The following is an 18,447-nucleotide window of genomic DNA, read 5'->3' as shown; positions in this document are numbered from 1 at the left end:
GGCCACAGCGGCCACGGGCCAGAGTCACTCCGAGTCGAGCGGCGCATCTCGCAGCGCACGGGTGATGGGGGTGGTGGGTGCGTCGCTGCTGACGCTGAGCCTCGGCACCGCCACAGCCGGCGCAGCACCCGCGTCGGCGGCTCCCGAGCAGCTGTCCGCGGATCGCCTCCCGTCCGAGTTGGTCGACGCCGTGCAACGCGATCTGCACATGTCGCCGCAGGAGTACCTCGACCGCGCTGCCGAGGCGCAGAAGCTCCGTTCCTACGCCGACGACTTCCGTCAGCAGCGCCCGGCGGACTTCGCGGGTGCCTGGATCGGCGACGACGGCGTTCCCGTCGTCGCGGTCACCACCTCGGAGGCCGCGAGCCAGGTGGCGCAGGACGGCTACCGCAGCCGCCAGTCGCCCGTGTCGGCGGACACGCTCGAACGGTCCCTCGACGACTTCGGTCGCTGGGTGTCGGGACTGCCCCGTGAGGTCTCGTCACAGATCAATTCGGCGGCCGTCGACGTGCTCGGCGGACGGGTGATCGTCGACATCGCGAACAGCCCGATCGGCCGGGCACTGAACCTGCCGACCGCCATCGCCAACCTCCAGGTGCAGCTGTCCCCACCCGCTCCCGGTCCGACGCCTCCGCCTGCCGTGATGGGCGGCGACGACTACGTGACGTCCGCCGGCGACATCACCACCGCACCGCTCGAGGACATCGAGATCTGCTCGTTCGGGTTCAGCGCCACCGACGGGGCCGGCACGCCGGTCAGTCTGTCTGCGGGACACTGTGATCCGGGCAACTCCGCCTCGGTGTACCTGCCGAATCGTGACGACATCCGCGCCAGCACTCCCGTCGGCGACTTCACCACGTCGAGTGTCGGCGGCGGCGACGGACTCGACTACTCCGTCATCGCGCTCAACGGCGCCGGCGTGGCCGCGGGACTCGACCAGCCCACTGTGCGAGGCGCCAACGGCACCGCCCTCACGATCACCGGAACGGCCTCACCCGTCGTCGGTGCCCCGGTGTGCAAGTCCGGTCAGGCGTCGTCCTTCACGTGTGGTCTCGTCGCTGCGGACCGCGTCGAGACGCAGCTCTTCCTGGGCGACGGCGACAGCCGCACGGTGCGCGGATTCGCCAGTACCGCCTGCACTCTCGCGGGTGACAGCGGCGGTGCGATCGTCACCGGAACACTCGCACTGGGCATCACCAGCGGATCCAACAGCGGCACTGCTCCGAGCTGCGGCGAGGCCAACCTGGCGCTGGCTCGGTACGGCGGAACCGCCAGCCTGGGCATTCCCGTCGACGCCGTCACCGCGGCCACCGGAACGACCGTCCGCACGTCGTGAGATAGCACAACGTTCGGTCTCCTAGGTGCGGTAATGTCACCTGTCGAGGCAGGGTGCCTCCGCACCTCGATCGTGCGTCGTCGACTCACGGAAGGCCCGCCATGGGATACCTCCAGCTCGCTCTCACCGTCTTCGGATACATCATCGGGATCGTCACGAACGCCGGCGCCTTCGGGAGCTGACCTTTCCCTGCTTCACAACTGTCGCGGCCCCGTCGTCTTCGGACGACGGGGCCGCTGCTGTGAGTGCCGAGAAATCAAAAAGACACGGGCGCATCACTTTTCGGATTCCGTCACGTAACGCACTCTGGTCACAGTGGTATCGTGGGATACGCGCAGTCCACTCCGTCACCAGCGTCGGTGACGTCCGAGTGTCGACCGTTCCGTTCATCCCACGAGGAGGTGTACCGCTGTGCTGCGCTGCGTTCGATACCCGATGACCTTCGGCCGTTCCCCGAAGGAGGTATCGCTGTGACCGACATCGCCGATTCGTCACTCCCCCGCGAGACTCAGTCCCCCGCCGCGATCTACGCCGCGGCAAAGATGTCGTCTGCTCGGGCGGCCCTGAGTTCCGTTGCCCACGATCCCCGACTCGCCGACGTTTCCGTGCTGTTGGGTGCGCTGTCGGTGGTGGCGTTCTGGAGCTTCGGCTTCGGCGTTCTGCTGGGCATCGCCGCGCTCGTCGCCGGCGTCCTGGCCACCCGCGTTCCCGATGCCGATCGCGCAGACACCGTCATCGGACTGCTCACCGGAGCCGTCGGTGTCATCGCTGGTGGCATCTTTCTCGCCGCCGCCGTCCCCTGGCTCTAGCTGACCCCGCCCGGAACGAGAAAAGGCCGCCACCCGATGGGTGGCGGCCTTCTTTCGTGTTCCGAGTCTTACAAGGCGAACTTGGAGGTTCCCGGAGCAGCGTTGTACGTGTTGAGCAGATCGATACCGGCGACGACCAGGGTCGGTCCACCAGCGACGATCGTACCGATGACGCCACCGACGCCGGCGCCCGGCACGATGCCGATCGCGGGAACGATGATGCCACCGATGACTGCACCGATGATGGTGCCGGTCAGTCCGCCGATGGAGGTCGCGAGACCGAGCTGCGAGGCGAAGGACTGCTCGGCAGCAGTGTTCTCGGCAGGCGATGCCACCGTGTTCTCGAGCGCGTTCGGGGCGAGGCCCATCGGTGCTGCGAGGTTCGGGATGAGCTTCACGGTGCGGCCCTCGTCGGTGTACTCGACACCGTAGGGGAACTCGATGCCGTTGAGGTTGAACGACAGCGGAAGGCTCAGGATCGTGTTGCCCTCCTCGTCCACCAGGTCGACGGTCTTGCCGTCGTCGGACGCACGGAACATGCCGGCGTCGACGGTGGTGACGACGCCACCGGCCTCGACGCGCGATGCCCAGTTCAGCTCGGAGTTCTCCGCGGGAGCACTCTCGGTGGTCGTCGCGGAGGGGGTGGTGGTGGCCGGCTGCGCGTACGCAGTACCGGTGGCCACGCCCAGGGAGGCGATCGCGATCGCAGAGGTTGCGACGAGTCGACGCAGTTTCATCTAGATGTTCCGTTCGTTCAGGTTCGTGGTGTCGGACCCCGACACGAGCACTGTAGCGGTTGACAGGGACACAACCGAATATCAGGTCCGTTTTCAGTACTCGATACGGGAATTGCCCGTGTGAACAGCCACGATGTGACCTCACCCACGGACGAGGTGGCTCGTGAAGGGTAACAAAATGGTCGCGATGAGGGGCGACTTCCTCGACGGCCCGAAGTTACCCGCGAGGCAAGTTAGGAATACCTGTGCGAGAGGCCTGTCGCTGTGCCGTAATACGGTAGGGCTCATCGCGTGTGCAGGACGGACCAGCCCTCCGTCCGACCTGCGGTGATGTCGACCGAAATGCTAAGTTACCGGTCGGTAGAACTCTCGTGGTTACCGGCTGGTAACTTCGAGTGGGACCGATGCATCCGGGCTGACCATCGGACCGCCCCCTGTGGCCGGCCGGAAGCGTAGGGCGACGGAATGACCGTCGCCGAAGAAAGGCAGCGTCATGAATGCCCTGACGATCACCCTCGGCACCGTCGGTGCCCTGCTCAGCATCGTGTGTTGGGCCTACTTCTTCCGCGGTGCCGCGATGATGGTGCGATCCATCGCGCTGGGACAGCCGGACAGGACCCGTCTGCGACCGTTCGTTCCGCGGTTCAAGCAGATGTGCATCGAGTTCGCTGCGCACACCCGGATGAACAAGTTCCGCTCGGTGGGCTGGGCGCACTGGCTGGTCATGGTCGGCTTCATGCTCGGCGCCATCCTGTGGTTCGAGGCCTACGGGCAGACGTTCAACCCCGAGTTCCACTGGCCTCTCATCGGTGACCTCGCGATCTACCACCTCATGGACGAGATCCTGGGTCTGGGCACCGTCATCGGCATCGTGACGCTGATGATCATCCGGCAGCGGAACCACCCGCGCTCCCCCGAGCGCCTGTCCCGCTTCTCCGGCTCCAACTTCCGCGCCGCCTACTTCGTCGAGTTCGTCGTGCTGCTCGAGGGCCTCGGCATGATCTTCGTGAAGGCCGGCAAGATCGCCACCTACGGCCACGCCAACCCGTGGACCGACTTCTTCACCATGAACCTGGCCAAGCTGCTCCCCGCGAGCGCGGTCCTGGTCTCGATCTTCGCCTTCGTGAAGCTCATGTCCGGCATGGTCTGGCTGCTGATCGTCGGCCGCAACATCACGTGGGGTGTCGCATGGCACCGCTTCAGCGCGTTCTTCAACATCTACTTCAAGCGTGAGGCCGACGGCGGAGTCGCGCTCGGCGCGGCCAAGCCGATGATGTCCGGCGGCAAGGTCCTCGAGATGGAGGAGGCCGACCCCGACGTCGACGCGTTCGGTGCCGGCAAGATCGAAGACTTCACCTGGAAGGGCTGGCTCGACTTCACCACGTGCACCGAGTGCGGCCGCTGCCAGTCGCAGTGCCCGGCGTGGAACACGGGCAAGCCGCTCTCACCCAAGCTGCTCATCACCTCGCTCCGCGACCACGGCAACGCCAAGGCGCCGTACCTGCTCGCCGGTGGCCGCAAGGACATGGCGGGCGACGAGATCGGCCTGGTCGACGCGGACGGCAAGCCGGACGAGGCCAAGCTCGCGAAGATCCCGCAGGCCGCCCGTGACGAGGCCGAGCGCCCGCTGGTCGGCGAGACCACCCTCGACGGCGGCCTCGGCGGCATCATCGATCCCGAGGTGCTGTGGAGTTGCACCAACTGCGGCGCCTGCGTCGAGCAGTGCCCCGTCGACATCGAGCACGTCGACCACATCCTCGACATGCGTCGCTACCAGGTGCTCATCGAGTCGGAGTTCCCCACCGAGCTCGCCGGACTGTTCAAGAATCTGGAGAACAAGGGCAACCCCTGGGGCCAGAACGCCAAGGACCGCACCAACTGGATCTCGGAGCTGGACTTCGACGTGCCGGTCTTCGGCCAGGACGCCGACAGCTTCGAGGACTTCGAGTACCTCTTCTGGGTCGGCTGCGCCGGCGCCTACGAGGACCGCGCGAAGAAGACCACCAAGGCTGTCGCAGAACTGCTCGCCACCGCGGGCGTGAAGTTCATGGTGCTCGGCGCCGAGGAGACCTGCACCGGTGACTCCGCTCGCCGCGCGGGCAACGAGTTCCTGTTCCAGCAACTCGCGATGCAGAACATCGAGACCCTGAACTCCGTGTTCGAAGGTGTCGACGAGAGCCGTCGCAAGATCGTCGTCACGTGCGCGCACTGCTTCAACGCACTCGGCAACGAGTACCCGCAGGTGGGCGGCAAGTACGAGGTCGTGCACCACACTCAGTTGCTGAACCGCCTCGTGCGGGCCAAGAAGCTGGTCCCGGTGGCCTCGGTGCAAGAGGACGTCACGTACCACGACCCGTGCTTCCTGGGTCGCCACAACAAGGTGTACGACGCACCGCGCGAGCTGATGGCGGCGTCGGGCTCCACGCTCAAGGAGATGCCGCGCCACGGCGAGCGCTCCATGTGCTGCGGCGCCGGCGGTGCTCGCATGTGGATGGAAGAGAAGATCGGCAAGCGGATCAACATCGACCGCGTCGACGAAGCGCTGGACACCCTGGGTGGCAGCACTACCGCGACGCAGAAGATCGCGACCGGCTGCCCCTTCTGCCGCGTCATGCTCAACGACGGTGTCACCGCGCGTCAGGAGGCCGGCGGTAACGACAACGTCGAGGTCATCGACGTCTCGCAGATGCTGCTCAGCTCGATCACGCGCCTGGACTCCGCGCAGCTCGGCGAGAACATCAAGGTGGTGCCGCGGGCCAAGCCAGTGGTCGTGCCTGCCGAGGAGCCCGTCGACACCCCCAAGGCCGAGTCCGTCGCCACCGAGGACGTCGCCGCCGCGGAGGAGAAGGGCCGCGTCGAGGAGATCGAGACGGCCGCAGCGGGTGGCGATCCCGCAGCCCCCGCGCCCGGCAAGGGCTTGAAGATGAAGGGCCTGGCCAAGGCTCCGGGAGCCAAGGCACCCGGCGCGAAGGCTCCGGCCAAGCCCGCCGAGTCGCCCAACGCCGACGGTGACGACGCCGCCGACGCGTCCAAGCCGAAGGGCCTGGGCATGGCAGGCAAGGCGAAGGCACCGGGCGGCAAGGGATTGCAGCTCAAGGGCCGTCCCCCGGGCGCGAAGGCACCGGGATCCGCCGCAGCTGCTCCGGCCGAGAAGCCGGAACCGGCCGAGTCGGCCGGCGAGGCGTCGGAGTCGTTGCCGACGGTCAAGCCCAAGGGTCTCGCCGTGAAGTCCGGGTTCAAGAAGCCCGGCGCCAAGGCACCGGGCTCGGCGGCTCCTGCTTCATCGGCTCCCGCTTCCGAGGCTCCCGAGGCGTCTGCTCCCGAGGCGTCTGCTCCCGAGGCGTCTGCTTCGGAGGCGCCTGCTCCCGAGGCGCCTGCTTCGGCTGCGGCACCGGCTCAGGCGTCGGAGTCCATGCCGACGGTCAAGCCCAAGGGTCTCGCCGTGAAGTCCGGGTTCAAGAAGCCCGGCGCCAAGGCACCGGGGTCGGCGGCCCCCGCGTCATCGGCTCCCGCGGCTGAGGATTCTGCTTCTGCTGAGGCACCCGAGGCTTCTGCTCCCGCTTCCGAGGCGCCTGCTTCGGCTGCGGCACCGGCTCAGGCGTCGGAGTCCATGCCGACCGTCAAGGCCAAGGGTCTCGCCGTGAAGTCCGGGTTCAAGAAGCCCGGCGCCAAGGTACCGGGATCCGCGGCACCTGCCGCAGCACCCGAGCCGGAGGCACCTGCCGCAGCACCCGAGCCGGAGGTGCCCGCCGAGCAGGCACCCGAGGACACGGCCGCTCCTACGCCGGAGTCGAACGGTGCGGCTGAGTCGAACGGTGCGGCCAAGTCGAACGGTCCGGCCGAGTCCGCGGGTACCCCAGCGCCGCCGCAGCCCAAGGCCGGTGGGCTCGGGTTCAAGTCGGGCGCGAAGGCACCGGGCAAGAAATCCTGACCGGACACCCTTTGCACCAACCGAACACCCCCTTCAGCACGCTGGAGGGGGTGTTCGCTTTAGAGCCGGCGTGTGCACACACCCTGCCGCTGGCCGACGAGTGCGGCGACCAGCAACCAGCTGCCAGACCTCCCCACCGAACACCCCCTGCACCAACCGAACACCGCCTGCAGCACGCCGGAAGACGTGTTCACTCGATGTAGGGGGTGTGCGCTCGCTCATCCACAGGGTCCGCGCTGTCCACAGCGGGCGCACGGGCACCGATCGAAGAGGTCCTCGTCGGCAACGATCGACCGATGGCACGCATCACCTCCCGCTCGGAGGCACTGACTCAGGGTTACACGGACTCCGAACTGCGGCGCATGTGCCGTACCGGAGATCTCATGCGCGTACGCCGAGGTGCCTATGCCAGCTCCGACGACATCGCGAACCTCACCGACAAGGAACGCCACCTCCTCCTGGCGCGCACGATGATGACGACGGGCAACCTGGCGCCCGACGCAGTGCTGAGCCATGCGTCGGCAGCGATCGCTCACGGCATCGACGTGTGGAACGTGCCCCTCTCCGCAGTTCACATCACGCGCAACCGGCGGACAGGCGGTCGTACGGGCCCCGTGCGTCACGTTCATGCGTCGCCCTATGACGTCGACGAGGTCACCGACGTGGCGGGGATCCGCTCGACTACCGTCAGCCGCACCATTGCCGATCTGGCCTGTTGCCTGCCGTTCGAGGAAGCAGTGTGCGCGGCGGACGATGCAGCACGTCGGTTCGGACTGGCCGGTGCGCAGGTCGAGGAAATACTCGCCCGACGCCCCACCCGCAGTGGCCATGCGCGAGCCCACCGCGTCGCGCTGTTCATGGACGCCGGGTCCGAGAGTGTCGGCGAATCACGCAGTCGCGTGCTGCTACGCACTGCAGGTTTCGCGGTCTCCACTCAGCAGACCATCAAGTGCGGCAACACGTTCTACCGTGTCGACTTCTTGGTGGACGGCTCCAACGTGATCGGCGAGTTCGACGGTCGCGTGAAGTACGGACGGCTGGTTCCTGCCGGCGAGACCCCGGCCGACGTGCTCTGGCGGGAGAAGCTCCGCGAGGATGCACTGCGCGACGCGGGCTACACGGTGGTGCGCTGGACGTGGCAGGACTTGGCTACGCCGGACATCATCATCGACCGCATACGGCGAGCACTTGCCCGAAACCGCACACCCCCTGCATGAACCGCACACCCTCTGCAGCCTGCAGTGAAGGGTGTGCGCTCACCATGGACCGTGTGCACATCCCCTGCAGGACCGGAGCCGAGACACCCGAACGCACACCGACAGAGCCCACACCCCCTGCATCAACCGCACACCCTCTGCAGCCTGCAGCGAAGGGTGTGCGCTCACCACAACCCGTGTGCACACCCCTGCAGGCCCGGAGCCGCACACCGACAGAGCCCACACCCCCTGCATCAACCGCACACCCTCTGCAGCCTGCAGCGAAGGGTGTGCACTCACCACGACAGGTGTGCACACCCCCTGCAGGCCCGCGAACGCACCCCCTGCAGCCCCACAACACCCCCTACGACTCGGCGATCGCCTTGATCGCGGCGAGCGTGCGGGGAATTCCGTCGAGTGCGTTCGCTCGACGGTTCTCGATCTCCTCCTGCGCGCGGTCGCCGAACTTCGTGTGGAAGTACTCGATCCCCTGCTCGGTGAACAGCCACGATTCGGTGAGCTGCGTCGAGTTCTCGTCGATCGCCTCGAGGGTGTATCCCCAGCGCACGAACGAGTCGCCGACGAGCCAGGCGAACTCGGTGCCCGGGATGGCGACGGCGACGGTCGAGACCGTCTCCCACGTGCGGTCGGCGGTGACGTTGCGTCCGGTGAAGGTGGACCCGACCACGTCGGCGCTGCCGCCGTCGTTCCACCAGCACTCCTGGCAGATCGGGCTCCACTCCCCGGTCCGTGTGACGTCGGAGACGAGGGCGTACACGGCGTCGGCAGATGCGGCGATCACGATGGAGTCGGAATGCTCGAGTGCGGTCATGCCTCGAGTATGCCGCCCAGCGGCGCCGTGAAGGTGGTTCGCCGCCGAAGTTCCTGCTCCGCCACCCGAATCGCCAACTGCAGACGCTCCTCGCGGCTCCCCGTCAGCAGCACCCACGAGCGTCCGGTGCGCGTGAGCGCGTCGAGGAACCACCCGGTCATCTCGGCCCGCACCTGTTCACCGTCACGAATGCCGTCCTGCACGAACGGAACTCCGTGATGATCCGTCACCAGATACACCGCGGGTCGATCATCGGCGACGGCGTGGTGCGACTCGGGGCCGAGGTACCGCCGCTCCCACACCGTCGTCGCGAACGCGTCGGTGTCGCAGATCAGTACGGGCGATCCGCGCCGTGCGGCCGCGTCCTCGTGGGCAGACTGGGTGCGCGCGATCCGGGCGAAGTCGTCACCGGTCCAGACGATGTCGTCGACGGACCCGGCACGAGAAGCCTTGTCGACGGTGTCCTGCCGCCCGAACTCGTCGACGCACTCGGTGTCCGGCCACCGTTCTCGAAAGTGTGCGGCCAGCGCGCCGGCAACAGTGGTGGTGCCCGTCGACTCCGATCCGAGGACGACGATGCGCGTCGCCAGGCCCGCACGGGCAGGCGCATCGAGGAACCGCCACGAGGCGGCGAGGTCGCGTCGACACGCGGTCCCGGACACCGGGAAGGCGCTGCGCGGCAGATCGAACGGCACGTGGCGAGCGTCGAACCACCGCGCCAGTTCCTCGCCGTACGGCTCGCTGGTGACCACCACGTCGACGGGCTCGTTCCCGACGGCCGCGCGCATACATGCCACCTGCGCCGCCCAGACGGCCCGTGAGGTGTGGTCGATAGGCGCATCGCAGACGATGCCGGTGATCGTGACCGTCTCGTCGCCGGCGTGCGACTCGGTCATCCACGCCACCCGGTCTCGCAGAGACACCGACTCCACGGTGGCTGCCATCACCACGACGGTCACCCGGTCGGCCACCGTGGCGGCGAACCGGACCATCGCGTGGTGACCGACGTGCGGCGGATAGAACTTGCCGATGATCAGCGCGTGCGTCATGCCGGCACCTCGACGCCGGCAGGAGTCATCGACCGTGTCCACGCCCGCAGCCCGGCCACGCACAGCGCAATGAATCCCAGGTAGAGGACACCGGTCAGGACCAGGTCCTTGTAGAGATAGAGCGGCACGTACACGACGTCCGCGGCGATCCACAGGAACCAGGACTCTCGACGCTTCGTCACCTGGCCCCACGTCGCCAGCAGTGACAGCACCGTGGTCACCGCATCCCAGAACGGCACCACCGACGTCGTCGCGGTGTCGAGGAACCACGTCATGGCCAGCGTGGCCGTCACGCCGACGGCGCCGAGCCACCACCATTCCCGACGGCTGGTGGACGTGACCACCAGCGGCCCCTGCGTGCCGCCGCCGACCCACAGGACCCATCCGGACACGGCGAGAGCGATGTAGACGAACTGCAGCGCCGCGTCGGCGAACAACCCGGCGCCGAAGAACAGCAGGACGAACGCCAGATTGTTGGCGATACCGATGGGCCAGTTCCACACCGACTGCCGCGCGACGAGGACGACACAGGTGGCGCCCGTGACGAATCCGACCACCTCGACCCACGACGTGGGTGCCCCGAAGGACACGAACGCGGTGGATCCGAGCCACTCGATCAGGGTCATGACGCCTCCTTAGCGTTAATATGCGCTAAGCATCGCGCAGAAGTGATCGAAGTGCAACCCGGGCCCGCTCAGGCCACCGGCTCGAGCAGCTCCGGACCGTTGTTGCGCACACTGTTCACCGCAGTGCTCACCTCGTAGGGCGAGAGATGCGGCTCGGGGATCGACTGGACCAGGTCCGCGACCGCGCCCAGATCGGTCAGCGTCGGGTCCAACCAGGCATCACGCATGTCCGCAGGGACCACGACGGGCGACCGGTCGTGGATGTGCCCCAGCGCGTCGGTCGCGGTGGTGGTGAGCACCGTCGTGGTCCACACCCACTTGGCCGGATCATCATCGGGCAGTGCGGGATCCGGCCACAGCTCGTACAGACCCGCCATCGCGAGAACACCGTCCGTGTGCAGGAAGTGCGGGATCTTCTTCCCCTCGCGCTTCTCCCACTCGTAGTACCCGTCGGCGGGAATGAGGCAGCGCCGCTTCGCCGCAGCCTTCCGGAACGCCGGCTTCTCGGTGATGGTCTCGGACCGTGCGTTGATCAGCCTGCTCGCGATCTTCCGGTCCTTCGCCCAGGACGGGATGAGACCCCATCGGACCGTGCGCAGCTGACGTGCTTCGTCCCCACGCTCGAGCACGATGCGCACCGGATCGGTCGGCGCCACGTTGTACGACGGTTCCGGCGCCTCCCCCAGCGCCACGGCGGCATCGAAGATGGACGACAGGTCGTCGTCGGACCGGGTACTGGCGTAGCGACCGCACATGCCTCGATTCTGCCCCGCTCGGGTGGCGACATGCCAGGCGGTCTGATTAGTGTCGCAAAGTACCGCAACCGACGAGGGGGTTCGCATGTCGACCGTGGACGAGACACCCGGCGCGCTGCAGTCGTGGGGGCTGAGCAAGCAGTACGACGGGAGCGCACCGGCGGTGCACGACCTGTCGTTGTTCGTACCGGCCGGCACGCTGTACGGGCTGGTCGGACCCAACGGAGCGGGCAAGACCACGTTCCTGTCGATGGCGACGGGCATCGTGCGCCCGTCCGCCGGGCAGGTGTGGATCGACGGTCACGACGTGTGGGCCGACCCGGTCGCTGCCCGCGGACGCGTCGGACTGCTTCCCGACGGGCCGTCCCTCCCCGAGGCTCTGCCCGGTCGGCGCGCACTGCACTACGTCGGAGTGCTGCACGGTCTCGATCCGGCGGTGGCGCACGAACGCTGCGAGGAACTGCTCGCGGTGCTGGACATCGCCGAGGCCGGTGACCGCGCGGTCTCCACCTACAGCGCCGGGATGAAGAAGAAGATCGGCCTGGCCGCAGCGATGATCCACTCACCGCGGCTCCTCGTGCTCGACGAGCCGTTGGAGGCGGTGGACCCCATGTCCGCCCGCACCATTCGGCACCTTCTGGAACGTTTCGTCGCGCGGGGCGGCACCGCGGTGGTGTCGAGCCACTCGATGCCGCTCATCGAGCAGATGTGCTCGCACGTCGCCATTCTCGCTCGCGGCTCACTACTGGCCGCCGGCACGATCGACGACGTGCGCGCCGGCGGAACCCTCGAGGGCGCGCTGTTCGACGCGGTCGGCGGCGGTGACCAGGCGGCCGAGTTGCCGTGGCTGGGCTCATGATCAGCGCGCCGATTCGCACGCTGCTGTCGCTGGATCGCGAGATACGCCGGGCCGCAACCGGATCAGGTGCCCGCATCGTGATCGTACTCAGCGCCATCGCGTCGCTCGGGGCGATGTACGCGATCACACTGAGTGCACAGCCGTCGGCACGCACCACCCTGGCCGCACTGTGCGCTGCGGTGGTGGTCGTCCTCACCATCGTCGCTCCCCTGCTCACCGGAGTGGGCGACCGCGGACTCGTCCCGGCGCACGTGCGCCACCTACCGGTGCGTGCCGACGATCTCCGGAGGGCCCTCGCCCTCATCGGTGTGCGCAGCGGGGTGACCGTCTTTCTCGTCGCCGGCCTCGCGCTCACGCCCGTCGCGGTTCCGGACGCCTCGCCCGTGTCACGCATCGTGGCCGCCGTGATCGCCCTGCTCACCGCCGGTGTCGCGCTCGCCGTGTCCCGTGTCGCCGTCCTCCGCCTGGACGCGGCATCGCGCACTCCGCGCGGACGCATCGTCGCGACCGTCGGTGGCACCGTCGTCGCCGCGGCCGCGTACTCGGCCTTCCTCCTGCTCGGCAACGTCTCGACGTCGTTCGCCGACAACACCGTCCTGCGCACCGCGGTGCGCGTCCTGCCGACGGGATGGGCGGCGGTGTCGAGCGAGGCAGTGGACGACGGGAGGTGGTGGGTGCCCGTCCTCGTCGTCGTCGCGCTCGCAGGGCTCGGCACGCTGGTGGTGCGGTGGTGGACCTCGGCGGTGTCCGCCGCGCTCGACAGCACGCCGCCCCGCTCCCGGACCGACCGCCGTCGGACGACGGCGTTCCGCGCGCGTGGACCGATGGCCACGGCCATCGCCGCCGAGACCAGGTTGCTGCTGGTCGATCCGCGCCGAGTGGGACTGCTGACGATGCCGGGGGTGTTCCTGCTCGTCGGAGTCGTGCTCATGGCCACCTCGACCGACATCTACGGCCTGCAGTACGGCGCACCGATCGTGATCCTGCTGACGAGCAGCATATTCGCCAACTCGTACGGCCTCGACGGCGCAGCAGCATGGCGCGTGACATCCGTGCCGGGTGTGGCGCGACGCGTCATCGACGCGCGACTCGTCATCGCGGCCGTGGTGGCCGGTGCGTTCGGCGCCGTCGGAACGGCCCTCGGTCGCCTCGTCGGCGATCCGTCGCCGCGCACTCTTCCCGTGGCGGTCGCCGTCGTCGCGGCCGCGTCCCTGGCCACCGCCGCGGCCGGCGCCGTGCAGTCGGCAGCCAGCCCGTACGTGGTCGCAGGACAGACCGCGGGAAGTGCGTTCAGTTCCCGCGGGTCGATGACCGGACGTGCGATCGGGTGGACGCTCGCCGTGATGGCCGGGGGTGCACTCCTGTGCCTGCCCGGCGTCCTGATCGCGCTGGCCCTCCCGGGTGTCCTCGTCTGGCTCGCGCCCGTCGTCTCCCTGGTGCTCGGCGGATGCATCGTGGCGGTGGCCCGGCGTCGAGCCGTGGCTCTGGTGGCCAGTCGCGGCCCCGAGATCTTCGCAACCGTCAACGCCTGATCGCGATTCCGTGCACGATGTGTCCGGGGAACCGAGAGCGAGGAACACACACGCATGACCACGCACGAACCGTCGACGCACGCCGTTCGCAAGACCAGCACCACCCTCGCCGACGGTCGAGAGTTGCTGTACTTCGACGACTCCGAGCCCTGGGTGTCCGGGGAGAAGACGCGGGACCTGGTGGACACGCGCCCCCTCCCCGCGTCGGAGTCGTTGTCGCAAATACGACTCGACGTGCTCACCGGCGACTGGGTGGCCATCGCCGCGCAACGGATGGACCGCACGTTCCTCCCCCCGCCCGACGCGTCCCCGCTCGCGCCGAGCCGCCCGGGACGCCCGCCCACCGAGATCCCCGCTGCCGACTACGACGTCGTGGTCTTCGAGAATCGTTTCCCCTCCCTCGCGCAGTCGGCAGCGGCGCAACACCTTCCGTCGCACGTCGACGACGAGGAGCTCTGGCCGCTCGCTGCCGGTACGGGCCGATGCGAGGTGGTGTGTTTCGCCAGTGACCCCGACGCCTCGTTCGCCTCCCTCGACCTGCACCGGGTGCGCACCATCGTCGACGTGTGGGCCGACCGCACCGAGGCGCTGTCCGCCCTCCCCGGGGTGCGCCAGGTGGTCTGCTTCGAGAACCGCGGCCGGGAGATCGGGGTGACCCTCACTCATCCGCACGGGCAGATCTACGCCTACCCGTACCTGCCGCAGAGGACCGACGCGATGATCCGGCAGTCCCGGCTGCACCGGGACCGCACCGGTCGCTCGCTGCTGTCCGACGTGCTTGCCACCGAGCTGCGGTCCGGCCGCCGCATCGTCGTCGACACCGAGCACTGGGTGGCCTACGTTCCGGCGGCCGCACGGTGGCCCGTGGAGGTGCACCTCGCCCCGCGCCGCGCCGTTCCCGATCTGGCCGCATTGTCGACGGCCGAACGCGACGCGCTGGCCGGCGTGTATCGCGACCTGCTGCGTGCGGTCGACGACTTCTTCGTCGGCGTCGACGAGGTGCCCTACATCGCCGCCTGGCATCAGGCGCCCGTCGGTGCGGACCGTGATCTGGGGCGACTGCATCTGCAGCTGTTCTCGATGATGCGATCGCCCGGACGGATGAAATTCCTGGCCGGATCCGAGTCCGCCATGGGCGCGTGGATCAACGACACGACACCCGAGGCCATCGCGGATCGGTTCCGGGAGGTGCTCGCGTGACCGCGTGGCTGCCGGTCATCGAGGAGTCCGAGCTCGCCGACGGTGCCGTCGAACGGTTCCGCACCGCCTTCGGCGACGAACCCGACGGGGTATGGATCGCTCCGGGGCGCGTCAATCTGATCGGCGAACACGTCGATTACGCGGGCGGCCTCGTCCTCCCGTTCGCCCTGCCCTACGTCACTGCCGTCGCGGCCCGCCGACGGGACGGCGCGGTGCTGCGGGCCGCGTCGACCGGCTCCGACGAGCACTGGGGAATCGCACTGTCCGCCATCGCCCCCGGCAGCCCGGACGGGTGGGGCGCGTACGTCGCCGGCGTCGCGTGGGCGCTGGGGCTGACGGAGGGGGCCGACATCGCCGTGCACTCGTCCGTGCCGGTGGGTTCGGGACTGTCCAGCTCTGCCGCGCTCGAATGTGCTGTGGCGGTGGCACTCCGGGACCTGTTCGATCTCGATGCCGACCGGCGGACCCTGATCGACGCCTGCATCCGCGCCGAGAACGAGATCGCCGGCGCGTCGACGGGCGGGATGGATCAGTCGATCGCGATGCTCGCGGAACCGGGCCACGCGCTGCTGCTGGACTGTCTCGACTTCTCCTCCCGGCAGATCCCGCTCGGTCTCCCGGACGCGGAGATCCTCGTCATCGACACCAACGCACCGCATCGACTGGTCGACGGTCAGTACGGACAGCGGCGCGCGTCGGTCGAGAAGGCCTGCGCCGACCTCGGCGTGAGGACTCTGCGTGGCCTCGACCCCGAGGCGGCGGCGTCCGCGATGACCGATCCGGTGTCGGCGGCACGCGTCCGGCACGTCACCAGCGAGATCGTCCGCGTGGAGCAGGCGGCCGAACTTCTGCACAGCACACCCGATCTCACGGCGTTGGGAACGCTGCTGACCGCGTCGCACCGATCACTGCGTGACGACTACGAGGTGAGCTCGCCCGAACTCGACTCCGCCGTCCGGGCGTCGCTGGACGCCGGCGCGTTCGGAGCCCGGATGACCGGCGGCGGGTTCGGTGGTTCGGCCATCGCCCTGGTCGACCGGACGCGCACCGAGGCGGTCGCGGATGCGGTCACCGAGGCGGCGTCGGCAGCCGGGCTGCCCACCCCGACCTTCCTCACCGCCACCCCGTCCGGGGCAGCGCACCGTCAGCGCTGAGGACGCCGACCCGAGACGACGAGAAGCGCCGCACCCAGAATCAGACCGACACCGCCGACGGACCACAGGAGCACGGGACCCCGGTCGGTGAGCCACATCAGCTTGGTGGCCGACTCGCGGGCGCGGTCGAGCTGCTCCTTCTGCCCGCCCTCGTCGAGCCCGAGGGTCGCCTTGAACACGGTGACCTCCGGAACGGCAGGGTCACGCGCGAAGTACTGGTAGGGCTGCTCACGACCGCCGACGAGACTGCCGCTGCGCGGCTCGACGTAGATGTCGCGGACGGTGGAGTAGTACCGCTTCATGGTGATCGACTGCTCACCGAGCCCCTCGAGCCCCCACTTCGACGCGGGCAGCGTCACGGAGTTGATCGGCGACTGCGTCGTCTCGGAGAGATCGGCACCGGTGACCTGCGTGCGGAAGTGATAGACCGGGAGCCCGTCCATCGAGATCTCCTCGACGAACTCGGCAGGGAAGCTCGTCCAGGCCGTCGCGTCGTAGACCGAGTACGTGATCGGCTGGGTGTCGAAGGGGAAGCGCTGCTGATATCCGGTCCGCGGCACCGGAATGGCGGGCTTGCCGACGGTGGTCTGCAAGGACGCCACCGGATCGACCGGCTGCGACGTGCGTCGATCGACGGTGACCCGGTCGACGGAGGCGGTCAGCAGACCGGCGTCGCCCTCCCGGTCCGCACGGCGCACGGTCGCGCCGGACTGGAACGTCACGCGATCCGCGTCGCTCGGATCCTCGGTGGTGATGAAGCGCTGCACCACCAGCGGGATCCCGGTGGCCACGGACAACGGGCCGGGACGCGTGATGGACGTCGCGTCGAGCACGTCGCCGCCGGTTCCCGGATCGGTGACCGCGACCGTCGTGGTGCGAATGTCCAGGGGAGTCACCGCGAGTCGGTGCTCGACGTAGGTGGGCAGCATGACGGCCCCCACCACGGCCGCACTGCCGATCGCGAGCAGGACACACGCGCTGCCGCGCAGGAGGGTCGGTCGCGCCACGTCGGTCACCTGCTCCCGTACTGCACGTCGCCGAGCACCGAGGCCGACGGATCGGCGGTGACCACCGGCTCCGGCCGGACGGTCTCCTCGGCGGACCACGTCAGGCCCACCACCGCGCCGGCGGACAACACCCCACCCACGAGCAGGCTCGCCACAGCCGGCACCACGACACTTCTCACAGCCACGTCCCCCACATCCGATCCCCGACGTCCAACTGTGTCATTTCGGACACCGCTCGAGGCCGTCCCGACATTGTGAACAGTCCACGATCTGGGCGCGGACCTCTGGAGGCTCCCGTTTCGCCCGGTCGGGTGGCGGGTACAACCCGGCTCATGAACGAAACCCGGCACACGAGCGATACGGGCGGCGGCACACCGGCCGCGGCCGATCTGTCCACCGTGCAATTGGTCGAGCGTCTGACCCAGCAGGTGAGCACCTTGGTGCGCACCGAGGTGAGCAGCGCACTCGACGAGGTCAAGTCGAAGGGCACCAAGCTCGGAGTCGGCATCGGTGTCTCCGGCGCCGGCGCCCTGCTGCTGTTCCTGGGCCTCGCGACCCTCGTCGCCACCGCCGTCCTCGGCCTGGCGACGGCCCTCGATCCGTGGCTCGCGGCACTGATCGTCGCCGTCGTCCTGCTGATCGTCGGCGGCATCCTCGCCAAGGTCGGCGCGACCAAGGCGAAGAAGGCCGTTCCGCCCGCACCTGCCGCCACCGTCGCCAGCGTCCAGCGCGACGTCGAGACCGTCCAGAACGCCCGAAAGGCTCACTCATGACCGACCCGAAGGACGCGTCCGAACCGCGTCACGCCCTGCGCACCGAGGCCGATGCCGAGCCGCCGTCCGTCGAGCAGCAGCGCGAAGAGCTGGCCGAGACCGTCGAGGCGCTCGCCGCCAAGGTGGACGTGCCCGCTCGCGTCTCCGCCGCAGCCCACGAGTCGACGGAGAAGGTGCAGGAGGTCGCTCAGCAGGGCGTCGCCAAGGCACAGCAGGGTGTCGCACAGGTGAAGGAGAACCCGCAGGTCGCGGGCATCTCGCTCGCCGGCGCACTCGCCGCCGTGGTGCTCGTGGCCCTGGTCCGTCGTCGCCGTGCTCGCAAGGCGCTGCGTCAGCAGAGCGTCCTCGACATCCTGGCCGGCCGATGACCAGCACGTCGAAGGCGTTCTACAAGCCGCTCTCCCTGGCCACGAGCATCGCCGGTGGCCTGCTCGCCGGACAGATCTTCAACCAGATCTACAAGCGCGTCGGCGAGAACGACGCCGAGATGCCCGATCCGAAGGACCTCTCACGCAGCAACCGTGAGGTCCTGATCGCCGCAGCGCTGCACGGTGTCGTGTACGGGCTGGTCAAGGCCGGGGTCGACCGCGCCGGCGCCAAGGGATTCCGTGCACTCGCCAAGGAAGACCCCAAGTGACGATCATCAGAAGG

General features: G+C 68.7%; 18 protein-coding genes. 11 read left to right on the top strand and 7 right to left on the bottom strand.

Annotated features, from left to right (window positions below; translation table 11 throughout):
* Positions 1-64: 64 nt before the first annotated feature.
* Both JOE30_RS06895 and JOE30_RS06890 read left to right on the top strand, forming a co-directional pair.
* A complete protein-coding gene (locus JOE30_RS06895) occupies positions 65-1,336 on the top strand; it encodes a S1 family peptidase (protein ID WP_239533490.1) in 1,272 nt (423 codons plus the stop codon).
* A 470-nt stretch (positions 1,337-1,806) separates the two neighbouring features.
* Positions 1,807-2,145: a hypothetical protein gene (locus tag JOE30_RS06890; RefSeq protein WP_204869936.1), complete on the top strand. Its 339-nt coding sequence runs from the start codon at positions 1,807-1,809 to the stop codon at positions 2,143-2,145.
* Positions 2,146-2,213: 68 nt separating this feature from the next.
* Here the strand turns inward: JOE30_RS06890 and JOE30_RS06885 are convergent, their stop codons facing one another.
* The gene (locus JOE30_RS06885) at positions 2,214-2,882 is read right to left on the bottom strand and encodes an ammonium transporter (RefSeq protein WP_204869935.1); all 669 of its coding nucleotides are present in this window, start codon (positions 2,880-2,882) and stop codon (positions 2,214-2,216) included.
* Between the two features lie 493 nt (positions 2,883-3,375).
* Here JOE30_RS06885 and JOE30_RS06880 point away from each other — a divergent pair, with 493 nt between their 5' ends.
* Both JOE30_RS06880 and JOE30_RS06875 read left to right on the top strand, forming a co-directional pair.
* A complete protein-coding gene (locus JOE30_RS06880) occupies positions 3,376-6,813 on the top strand; it encodes a (Fe-S)-binding protein (protein ID WP_204869934.1) in 3,438 nt (1,145 codons plus the stop codon).
* Between the two features lie 296 nt (positions 6,814-7,109).
* Positions 7,110-8,030, top strand: a complete 921-nt coding sequence (locus tag JOE30_RS06875) for a type IV toxin-antitoxin system AbiEi family antitoxin domain-containing protein (RefSeq protein ID WP_204869933.1) — start codon at positions 7,110-7,112, stop codon at positions 8,028-8,030.
* A 343-nt stretch (positions 8,031-8,373) separates the two neighbouring features.
* Here the strand turns inward: JOE30_RS06875 and JOE30_RS06870 are convergent, their stop codons facing one another.
* From JOE30_RS06870 to JOE30_RS06855, 4 genes are all read right to left on the bottom strand, one after another.
* Positions 8,374-8,841 (bottom strand): SRPBCC family protein, encoded by a 468-nt coding sequence (locus tag JOE30_RS06870; RefSeq protein ID WP_204869932.1) that lies wholly within the window; start codon positions 8,839-8,841, stop codon positions 8,374-8,376.
* A complete protein-coding gene (locus JOE30_RS06865; RefSeq protein ID WP_204869931.1) occupies positions 8,838-9,890 on the bottom strand; it encodes an AAA family ATPase in 1,053 nt (350 codons plus the stop codon). The genes JOE30_RS06870 and JOE30_RS06865 overlap by 4 nt, the downstream gene beginning before the upstream one ends.
* On the bottom strand, positions 9,887-10,516 hold the full coding sequence (gene pnuC / locus JOE30_RS06860; protein ID WP_204869930.1) for a nicotinamide riboside transporter PnuC: 630 nt from the start codon (positions 10,514-10,516) through the stop codon (positions 9,887-9,889). The genes JOE30_RS06865 and pnuC overlap by 4 nt, the downstream gene beginning before the upstream one ends.
* Before the next feature lie 68 nt (positions 10,517-10,584).
* Positions 10,585-11,271 carry an SOS response-associated peptidase gene (locus JOE30_RS06855; RefSeq protein ID WP_204869929.1) on the bottom strand — a complete coding sequence of 229 codons (687 nt, stop codon included), beginning with the start codon at positions 11,269-11,271 and terminating at the stop codon, positions 10,585-10,587.
* Positions 11,272-11,356: 85 nt separating this feature from the next.
* Here JOE30_RS06855 and JOE30_RS06850 point away from each other — a divergent pair, with 85 nt between their 5' ends.
* The 4 genes from JOE30_RS06850 to galK all read left to right on the top strand — a co-directional run bounded on the left by JOE30_RS06850 (position 11,357) and on the right by galK (position 16,016).
* The gene (locus JOE30_RS06850) at positions 11,357-12,130 is read left to right on the top strand and encodes an ABC transporter ATP-binding protein (protein WP_204869928.1); all 774 of its coding nucleotides are present in this window, start codon (positions 11,357-11,359) and stop codon (positions 12,128-12,130) included.
* Between the two features lie 77 nt (positions 12,131-12,207).
* Positions 12,208-13,662: a hypothetical protein gene (locus JOE30_RS06845; protein WP_204869927.1), complete on the top strand. Its 1,455-nt coding sequence runs from the start codon at positions 12,208-12,210 to the stop codon at positions 13,660-13,662.
* A gap of 54 nt (positions 13,663-13,716) precedes the next feature.
* Positions 13,717-14,862 carry a galactose-1-phosphate uridylyltransferase gene (galT, locus tag JOE30_RS06840; protein ID WP_204869926.1) on the top strand — a complete coding sequence of 382 codons (1,146 nt, stop codon included), beginning with the start codon at positions 13,717-13,719 and terminating at the stop codon, positions 14,860-14,862.
* On the top strand, positions 14,859-16,016 hold the full coding sequence (gene galK / locus JOE30_RS06835) for a galactokinase (protein WP_204869925.1): 1,158 nt from the start codon (positions 14,859-14,861) through the stop codon (positions 16,014-16,016). The genes galT and galK overlap by 4 nt, the downstream gene beginning before the upstream one ends.
* On the opposite strand, the gene JOE30_RS06830 is transcribed toward galK, so the two are convergent.
* Positions 16,007-17,023, bottom strand: coding sequence for a DUF3068 domain-containing protein (locus JOE30_RS06830; RefSeq protein WP_204869924.1), 1,017 nt, complete (start codon positions 17,021-17,023; stop codon positions 16,007-16,009). The genes galK and JOE30_RS06830 overlap by 10 nt on opposite strands.
* A gap of 5 nt (positions 17,024-17,028) precedes the next feature.
* Positions 17,029-17,208 (bottom strand): DUF2613 domain-containing protein, encoded by a 180-nt coding sequence (locus tag JOE30_RS21650; protein ID WP_235579024.1) that lies wholly within the window; start codon positions 17,206-17,208, stop codon positions 17,029-17,031.
* 147 nt (positions 17,209-17,355) lie between these two features.
* On the opposite strand from JOE30_RS21650, the gene JOE30_RS06820 reads away from it, so the two are divergent.
* Genes JOE30_RS06820 through JOE30_RS06810 form a run of 3 tightly spaced genes read left to right on the top strand, consistent with a single transcriptional unit; the run spans position 17,356 to position 18,433 of the window.
* Positions 17,356-17,796: a phage holin family protein gene (locus JOE30_RS06820; RefSeq protein WP_204869923.1), complete on the top strand. Its 441-nt coding sequence runs from the start codon at positions 17,356-17,358 to the stop codon at positions 17,794-17,796.
* Positions 17,793-18,164, top strand: a complete 372-nt coding sequence (locus JOE30_RS06815; RefSeq protein ID WP_204869922.1) for a DUF3618 domain-containing protein — start codon at positions 17,793-17,795, stop codon at positions 18,162-18,164. Before JOE30_RS06820 ends, JOE30_RS06815 begins: the two co-directional genes overlap by 4 nt.
* Positions 18,161-18,433: a DUF4235 domain-containing protein gene (locus tag JOE30_RS06810; RefSeq protein WP_204869921.1), complete on the top strand. Its 273-nt coding sequence runs from the start codon at positions 18,161-18,163 to the stop codon at positions 18,431-18,433. The genes JOE30_RS06815 and JOE30_RS06810 overlap by 4 nt, the downstream gene beginning before the upstream one ends.
* The last annotated feature ends 14 nt before the right edge of the window (positions 18,434-18,447 follow it).

The organism is Rhodococcus sp. PvP016 (assembly GCF_017832185.1).
Lineage (GTDB): Bacteria > Actinomycetota > Actinomycetes > Mycobacteriales > Mycobacteriaceae > Rhodococcoides.
This window is presented reverse-complemented; position numbering and strand designations above follow the sequence as displayed.

Excerpts from the sequence above, each read along its gene's own strand:
- JOE30_RS06895 (WP_239533490.1), top strand. The coding sequence starts at position 65 with ATGGGGGTGGTGGGTGCGTCGCTGCTGACGCTGAGCCTCGGCACCGCC.
- JOE30_RS06885 (WP_204869935.1), bottom strand. The coding sequence starts at position 2,882 with ATGAAACTGCGTCGACTCGTCGCAACCTCTGCGATCGCGATCGCCTCC.
- JOE30_RS06880 (WP_204869934.1), top strand. The coding sequence starts at position 3,376 with ATGAATGCCCTGACGATCACCCTCGGCACCGTCGGTGCCCTGCTCAGC.
- JOE30_RS06875 (WP_204869933.1), top strand. The coding sequence starts at position 7,110 with ATGGCACGCATCACCTCCCGCTCGGAGGCACTGACTCAGGGTTACACG.
- JOE30_RS06870 (WP_204869932.1), bottom strand. The coding sequence starts at position 8,841 with ATGACCGCACTCGAGCATTCCGACTCCATCGTGATCGCCGCATCTGCC.
- JOE30_RS06865 (WP_204869931.1), bottom strand. The coding sequence starts at position 9,890 with ATGACGCACGCGCTGATCATCGGCAAGTTCTATCCGCCGCACGTCGGT.
- pnuC (WP_204869930.1), bottom strand. The coding sequence starts at position 10,516 with ATGACCCTGATCGAGTGGCTCGGATCCACCGCGTTCGTGTCCTTCGGG.
- JOE30_RS06855 (WP_204869929.1), bottom strand. The coding sequence starts at position 11,271 with ATGTGCGGTCGCTACGCCAGTACCCGGTCCGACGACGACCTGTCGTCC.
- JOE30_RS06850 (WP_204869928.1), top strand. The coding sequence starts at position 11,357 with ATGTCGACCGTGGACGAGACACCCGGCGCGCTGCAGTCGTGGGGGCTG.
- galT (WP_204869926.1), top strand. The coding sequence starts at position 13,717 with ATGACCACGCACGAACCGTCGACGCACGCCGTTCGCAAGACCAGCACC.
- JOE30_RS06820 (WP_204869923.1), top strand. The coding sequence starts at position 17,356 with ATGAACGAAACCCGGCACACGAGCGATACGGGCGGCGGCACACCGGCC.
- JOE30_RS06815 (WP_204869922.1), top strand. The coding sequence starts at position 17,793 with ATGACCGACCCGAAGGACGCGTCCGAACCGCGTCACGCCCTGCGCACC.
- JOE30_RS06810 (WP_204869921.1), top strand. The coding sequence starts at position 18,161 with ATGACCAGCACGTCGAAGGCGTTCTACAAGCCGCTCTCCCTGGCCACG.